The following is a 7,010-nucleotide window of genomic DNA, read 5'->3' on the forward strand; positions in this document are numbered from 1 at the left end:
TTTGCTTATCCCACATCACGATAGACTCGCGCTGATTGGTAATGGCAATACTGGTGACATCGATCGCCAGCAGCCCTGCTTGATTAATCACATCATGAGCACAGCTAATCTGCGTTTGCCAAATCTGCTGCGCATCTTGCTCAACAAAACTTGCCTGCGGAGTTTTTAAAGTCGTCGGCTGCTGGGCGATTTTAATCGGGCGGGCATGGTCGTCATACAATATTGCGCGACTCGACGTCGTACCTTGATCTAGCGCTAAAATATATCCTGCCATCACTCGCATCCTATTTTATATCATGTTGTTTTTTGTCGGCTAATTTTTATCTGGTTTTATCACTGATTTATAAACCAATTCATAAATAATGCTATTATCTGTCTTGAAGCTAGACACTTAACATAAAACTGGTGCCCATTCAACGCAAAATAAGCAAATAGTGAGCATTGACCCGTCACCATTGTGCCACTACAGTGTACGCTTTGTTATGAATAACCAATTTTTGCTTTCTATTAATGGTCTATAATATTGCCCTGTTTGACTACCTACTAGAAATTTTGTGCTTTAAACACTTTGCATTCTAATTAATGGCTTATGCGACTTATGAAATTTGCTTTATCGACTCTGTCTACTGCGGTGATGACGGTTACGCTCATAGGCTTAGCCGCCTCTCACTCCGCAAACGCCAATGATGATGTTAACACGTCCCAAAATGAAGTAGCGCCCGTTGTCGTGACGCAAATTGTTGAGGCGGATACGCCAAGCAGCCTGCAAGGCAGTAGTGGTATTAAAAACAGTATTCAAGAAAACGGCACTCAAATAACTCACACTCAAACTTATAAAAACCCTGTGCAAAACAGCATTATAAAAAATAAAGCCGCGCCGATAGAAACACAGACAGTTAAAGCTGAGCCAAACACTCATTTAACCACCCTTATCGATCCTATTACCCATAAGAGCATTGACAATAGCTATCCTTTAGAAGTATCGAGTCTGCTTAGTCTTGAGCAAGCACAAAATATTTTATTGCAAGTTTCACCGAAAATCGCCGCCAATCAAGCCGCGATTGCTGCCAGTGAGTATGAAACCGATGCGCTAAAAACCATTGACCATCCGTTAGTATTTGCGCGCGCCTCCGCCACTGCTTATAACTTGGACGCTGATGTTGATTTATCATCGATTAAAAACGGTATTATCAACGATGTGAATAGTAGTATTGATGGTATCGACCCGCCGATAGACATAGAAAATTTGCCAGACTTTGGGGAGTTGGTCGGTGACCGTATCCCAGATACTTACGATTTGAAACGCTCGGGTTCAACGACGGGCGCAGGCCTTGGCGTGGTATGGCCCATTTATACGGCTGGACGCACAGCAGCATTGACAGGCGCTTCCACTGCTCGTACCCAAGAAGCCGTTGCTGATAGCATACTAGATACCAACGAGCTGTATAACACCTTAATTGAGCGTTATTTTAAGGCGCAATTAGCGATTATTGCCGCTTATTTACGTGACGATGCCTATGATACGGTACAGCAAGTTGACCATATGGCGCAGCGTCTGTTTGAAGAAGGGTTTATCTCCCGTGTCGATCGCTTAGAAGCACAATCGGCGCTTGCCGATGCAAAAAGCGAATCGGTCAACGCTAATAATGATGCGCGTCTGGCAATGATGGCGCTGCAGCGGCTTTTACGTACCGATTATCGTATCAAACCCAGCACGCCTTTATTTGTCTCAAGCCGCCCTTTGCCCGATGTGAATTACTTTCAAGACTTAGCACTGACCAACCATCCAGGTCTGCAAAAAGTTGCCGCCAAACGAGCGCAAGCGCAGCAGTTACATGCGCTATCTGATACGGGTTACAAACCTACGGTCATGCTTTATGGCTATAGCCAAGTAGAAAAAGACCCCAGTTGGGTCGCTGGTATTTCAGCCAGCTGGAAACTTTGGGGCGGGCTAGATAAAAAGGCGTCTTTAGCTTCCAGTAACGCCAAAATACGCCAAGCAGATTTGTCAGAGATAGAAGTCAGTGACAATTTATTATTGCTGGTCGAAAAAAACTGGCACGATGTCAATAACGCTCAGTCGCGCTATCAAGCCTTGCAAAGCAACGTGGATTTGGCAGCAGAGGTATTGCGCTTACGTCAACTTGGATTACAAGAAGGTGTGAATACGCCCATCGATGTGGTACAAGCACAGACACAATACCTAAAAGCGCGCACCGAGCAAGCACAAGCAGCAAACACTTATGTACAGTCCCTTGCCGCCTTGATGCAAAGCTGCGGTACACCGCTTGCTTTTAATGCCTACCTGAACGCCGCTGATATTCGCCTACCAACCTTATATGACAAGTAGCTTATTTAGTAAAACGTATTCAAAAATCATATGAATTGCCAAGAATAAATAACGCCAACACTATTCTGCTTATTATCGACTTTATCGCTTTAGGAATCTCACTGTCATGACTGAATCTAATAACGAATCAGGCGACTCACGCAAACTACCTGCTGCAGACCGAACTACTGAAACAAACCGCAGTCATCATGAACAAACGCCCGTTGATGCTGATGCGATTAATGGTACTAAACCGACTGAAGCCGTCTTTGAGAGTGCTGATAGCGTCGATAGCACTAATAGAATCGACAGCACTGATATTGACCAAGAACAAGCGGTGCCACCTTATAAACGCGAGCCTGCAAACGCGGATAAATCTGTCGGTATTAAAAAGGCGATTTTGGTACTTCTTGTGCTGCTTATATTAGGGGCAATTGCTTATGGTTTGTATAAAAGCAATCAACACAATGAGCCTGAAGTCGTCACCTTACAAGGTCAAATGCAAATGCAGCAAACGTCTATTGCTGCAAAAGTGCCGGGGCGCATTGCACAAATCATGGTCACAGAAGGTGATGCGGTAACGGTCGGTCAGCAGCTTATTGAAATGGACTCACCTGAGATTAACGCTAAAATCAATCAGGCGCGTGCTGGCAAGCAAATGGCGCAAAGCCAGCTTGATAAAGCAGAAAACGGTGCCCGCCCGCAAGAAATTGCCCAAGCAAAAGCGGCTTGGCAAGCCAATAAAGCGGCGTCTGATTTGGCAGAAAATACTTATCAGCGCGTCAACCGTCTTTATGAAGAAGGTCTGATGGCACGGCAAAAGCGCGATGAAGCCTACGCGCAATATCTAGCGACTCAAGATAAGACAGAAGCGGCGCGCTTGCAGTATGATTTGGCAAAAGAAGGCGCTCGCAGCGAAGACAAGTCTGCCGCGACAGCGCAAGTTGCCCAAGTCGATGCGCAACTAGAAGAAGCACTGGTCGCCAAAGAAGAAGCCAATTTAAAAAGTCCAATTGCCGGTATCGTGGATAATGTCATCGTCAACGCGGGCGAAGTCATTGGGCAAGGCGTACCGCTGCTTACCTTGGTTAATACCGACGATCAATGGGTGGTACTCAACGTCACTGAAACCCACTTAAACCAGTTTGCCATTGGGCAGCGTTTTATGGGTACGATTCCTGCTTTATCCTCGCCTGAAAAGCCTTATACCAAGCAGTTTACCGTTTATGCAACCTCAACCTTATCTGACTTTGCTACATGGCGTCCGACCAATAACAACGATGGTTTTGATGTGCGCACCTTTGAAGTTAAAGCGCGACCATCAGCACCTGATAGACGTATCCGTTCGGGGATGAGCGTGGTTGTCAATATCAATCCAGCCCTTGCCAATCAGACCAAAGAGTAAGCCATGCGCCTGACTGAGCAAAACGGGCAACGCGGCGGATTAATCGGCGCTTTTATACGCAGTGCAGCCTACGAGCGCCGGTTTTTAGCCAAAAACCCGTGGGATTTGAGCATGGTGGTCTGGATACCGCTTGCGACCGTGCTGTTGATTTGGTGGATTTTTTCACAAATACAAATCACCGATTTACCCATTGGCGTCGTGGATAACGATCGTGGCCCTGTTGCCAATACTGCGGTGCGTTATTTGGAAGCCAACCCTAACCTGACAGTCAGACAGCTTTATCACTCGCCAGCAGCAGTAGAAGCAGCGCTCCTGCAACGTGATATCTATGCGGTGGTTATTATTCCAGAGAATTTCTCGCGCAATATTTCATCGAGTAAACCGGCGCCGATTGTATTGCAAGTAAATGCCCAATACGGCACTCATTCTGGCATTATCCAAACCAGTGTACAATCGGTGATTGGGACGCTATCGGCAGGCGTTGAAATACAGCGTTTGGTCAAAAAAGGCATGGCACCCTCGCAAGCAGCGATTGCTTACTCGCCCATTGGCATTCAGCGCATCAGTTTGTTTAATGCAGCAACCGACTATCAACAGTTTTTAGCATCAACCGTTATCCCAGCGCTGCTGCATATCTTAGCCATGGTCATTGGCGCGACGACCATTGGGCGTGAATTGCGCGATAAAAAAATCGGTATTTGGTATGACTTTGTTAATGGTGGTCAGCCTGATTTAACCACTATTAAAGATAATGAGATTCAAGGTAGCCAAAATAAAGACCGTCAGACCACGGCCGTTTCAGTCTTAACTGAAGATAATCAAACACTCATTGAAGATACTAAGCTAAGAAAAGCTAGTGTATCAGTTTTGCTTTTTGGTTTATTAGGTAAGTACTTTTGGCCCATGCTGGCTTATAGCTTATGGTCAGTTTTGGCGTTATGGCTCGCCGCGCCGCAGCAAGCGGTTGCTATCAGCTCCATTATTGCGACTTATATCGGCCTTGTATTGCTAATGATGTTGTCATTTTGGCTGGGTGCGATATTTACCTTGACCTCATTTTCGTTACGCATGGGTTTATCGTCAACCGGATTTATCTCAGCGCCTTCTTATGCCTTTGCTGGAGTAACGTTTCCTTATATCGCCATCAGTAAAAACGCTCAGCATTGGTCGGATGCCTTACCACTGACCCATTACCTTAAGCTACATATAGCGCAATTACAAATGCAAGCGCCGGTTGCCATCTCATTACCCATCGTCTATGGACTGACGCTTGCGACGATTGTCACTATGTTTTTAGCCGCCTTATTGAGCAAGCGCGCGCTCGCACATCCTGAACGCTGGGGGGCACGCTAATGGTTATGACACCAAAAGAACCTTTATCTCAAGAAAACCTCATAGCAACAAAAAATCAGCCTTCTAGTGCTATGTTAGAGGCAAAAAGTCATTCGCCAGCGCAAAGCTTTTTCGGCAGTTTTTTGCAAACTATCAAAGACGTCTTTTCTGATAAAGGCGTGCTACTACTGCTCATGATTGCGCCGATTATTTATGGCTTCTTTTATCCTTGGCCGTATTCAACCGAAGTGGTCAACCATGTGCCCGTTGGTATTGTCGATCAAGACAATACCAATCTGTCTCAAACCATCGTTCGTTACGCCAGTGCTAGTCCGCAGCTCGATACCAAGCGTTTTTTAAATGAGCAAGACGCTCAAGAAGCGATATGGTCCGATGATATTGCTGGATATATGATTATCCCAAGTGGACTTGAACAGCAAGTCTTATCTGGCAAAGCAGCGAGCGTCAGCGTATTAGGCAATGGGGGTTATTTTCTGTTAAATAAAAACGTTCAAATGGGCTTTCTGCAGGCGGTCAGTACGGTTTCAGCGGGCGTTGAGATTAAAAAAAGCGTGGCGCAAGGGGCGTATTCTGCAACCGCAGCGGCAAATACCCAAGCGGTACCGTTAAGAATCATCCCTTTATACAATCAAACCGAAGGCTACGGCGCTTATGTGGTGCCAGCGGTCGCTATTCTTATTCTGCAACAAACCCTGTTGATGTCGACAGCGATGTTAATTGGCACTTGGTATGAGCAGCGTCGTCATGCCGCCAGTATTCGCGGCTGGCTTGGCCGTATTGCAGCGCTCAGTATGTTCAGCTTTATCATCGGCTGCTTTTATTATGGCTGGACCTTTGAGCTGCACCATTATCCACGTGGTCAAAACATGCTTGGCAGCTTGTTATTTTTGCTGCTATTTTGCCCAACTGTCGCTACCCTTGGTTGTGTGTTTGGGCTGTGGTTCCGTCAGCGTGAGCGCAGTATGCAAATCTTGATTTTTAGCTCGCTACCGATGTTTTTTGTCAGCGGATATCCATGGCCTGCCAATCAATTACCAGAATTTTTACAAATCATCCGCTGGGTCATACCGACGACACCTGGTATCAATACCTCTGTTCAGCTCAATCAAATGGGCGCGAGTGTGGCACAAGTCGCAACTGGCTTTTACGCATTGGCTGGATTGTGGGTATTTTACTTTGTATTACTGCTACTTTTCCGCTGGCGTACCAGTCAAAGCAAAACTGCTGTTTAGCATAAAAATATATGGATAGTATTGGCATTTATGCTATAAAAAACACCTCAAAAAAAAGCGCCTACTCAAGAAGCAGGCGCTTTTTTATTTATCTGACTTGATGATGTTTGGTTTAAAAAACGCGATTTAAACCATTGAGAGCGGCGACGCGATAGGCTTCTGCCATCGTTGGATAGTTAAAAGTTGTGTTCACAAAATACTCAAGGGTATTGTTGCATTTCATGACCGCCTGACCAATGTGAATAATCTCTGAGGCATGATTGCCATAGCAATGAATGCCTAAAATCTCAAGCGTCTCACGGTGGAACAAAATCTTTAACACGCCCGAACGCTCACCAATGATTTGCGCTCGTGCCAGATGTTTAAAGAACGCCTGCCCGACTTCATAAGGAACTTTTTCATCGGTCAGCTCTTGCTCAGTTTTACCGATACAAGAAATCTCAGGGATGGTATAGATACCTGTTGGCACGCTTGATACTGGCTCGGCATCGCTATCGCCAACCATAAACGCTGCGGCACAGCGTCCTTGATCGTAGGCCGCTGAGGCCAATGAGGGCCAGCCAATGACGTCACCAGCGGCATAGATATTTTCCACGCCGGTACAATAGGTGTCATCTACTTTTAGCTGACCCCGACTATTGGCTTCCAGCCCAATAGCTTCTAAGTTTAAGCCTTCTGTGTTACCCGAACG

Annotated in this window: 6 protein-coding genes; 4 read left to right on the plus strand and 2 right to left on the minus strand. The window is 46.0% G+C overall.

What is annotated here, in order from left to right; all coding sequences use genetic code 11:
• Nucleotides 1-274, minus strand: a 274-nt coding sequence (locus V7D75_RS00245; protein WP_333612921.1) for an FGGY family carbohydrate kinase, incomplete at its 3' end; no start/stop codon positions are given.
• A 324-nt stretch (nt 275-598) separates the two neighbouring features.
• Between V7D75_RS00245 and V7D75_RS00250 the strand changes: the two genes are divergently transcribed.
• The 4 genes from V7D75_RS00250 (at nt 599) to V7D75_RS00265 (ending at nt 6,319) form a co-directional block, all read left to right on the plus strand.
• Nucleotides 599-2,350: a TolC family protein gene (locus V7D75_RS00250; protein WP_333612922.1), complete on the plus strand. Its 1,752-nt coding sequence runs from the start codon at nt 599-601 to the stop codon at nt 2,348-2,350.
• Between the two features lie 106 nt (nt 2,351-2,456).
• On the plus strand, nt 2,457-3,734 hold the full coding sequence (locus V7D75_RS00255) for an HlyD family secretion protein (RefSeq protein ID WP_333612923.1): 1,278 nt from the start codon (nt 2,457-2,459) through the stop codon (nt 3,732-3,734).
• Nucleotides 3,735-3,737: 3 nt separating this feature from the next.
• Nucleotides 3,738-5,087, plus strand: a complete 1,350-nt coding sequence (locus V7D75_RS00260; protein WP_333612924.1) for an ABC transporter permease — start codon at nt 3,738-3,740, stop codon at nt 5,085-5,087.
• Between the two features lie 71 nt (nt 5,088-5,158).
• A complete protein-coding gene (locus V7D75_RS00265) occupies nt 5,159-6,319 on the plus strand; it encodes an ABC transporter permease (RefSeq protein ID WP_333612952.1) in 1,161 nt (386 codons plus the stop codon).
• Between the two features lie 112 nt (nt 6,320-6,431).
• Here the strand turns inward: V7D75_RS00265 and V7D75_RS00270 are convergent.
• A partial coding sequence (locus V7D75_RS00270) for an FAD-dependent oxidoreductase (protein ID WP_333612925.1) occupies nt 6,432-7,010 on the minus strand: 579 nt, incomplete at its 5' end.

The sequence above is a fragment of the Psychrobacter sp. genome, from assembly GCF_036731945.1.
In the GTDB taxonomy this organism is placed as follows: domain Bacteria; phylum Pseudomonadota; class Gammaproteobacteria; order Pseudomonadales; family Moraxellaceae; genus Psychrobacter.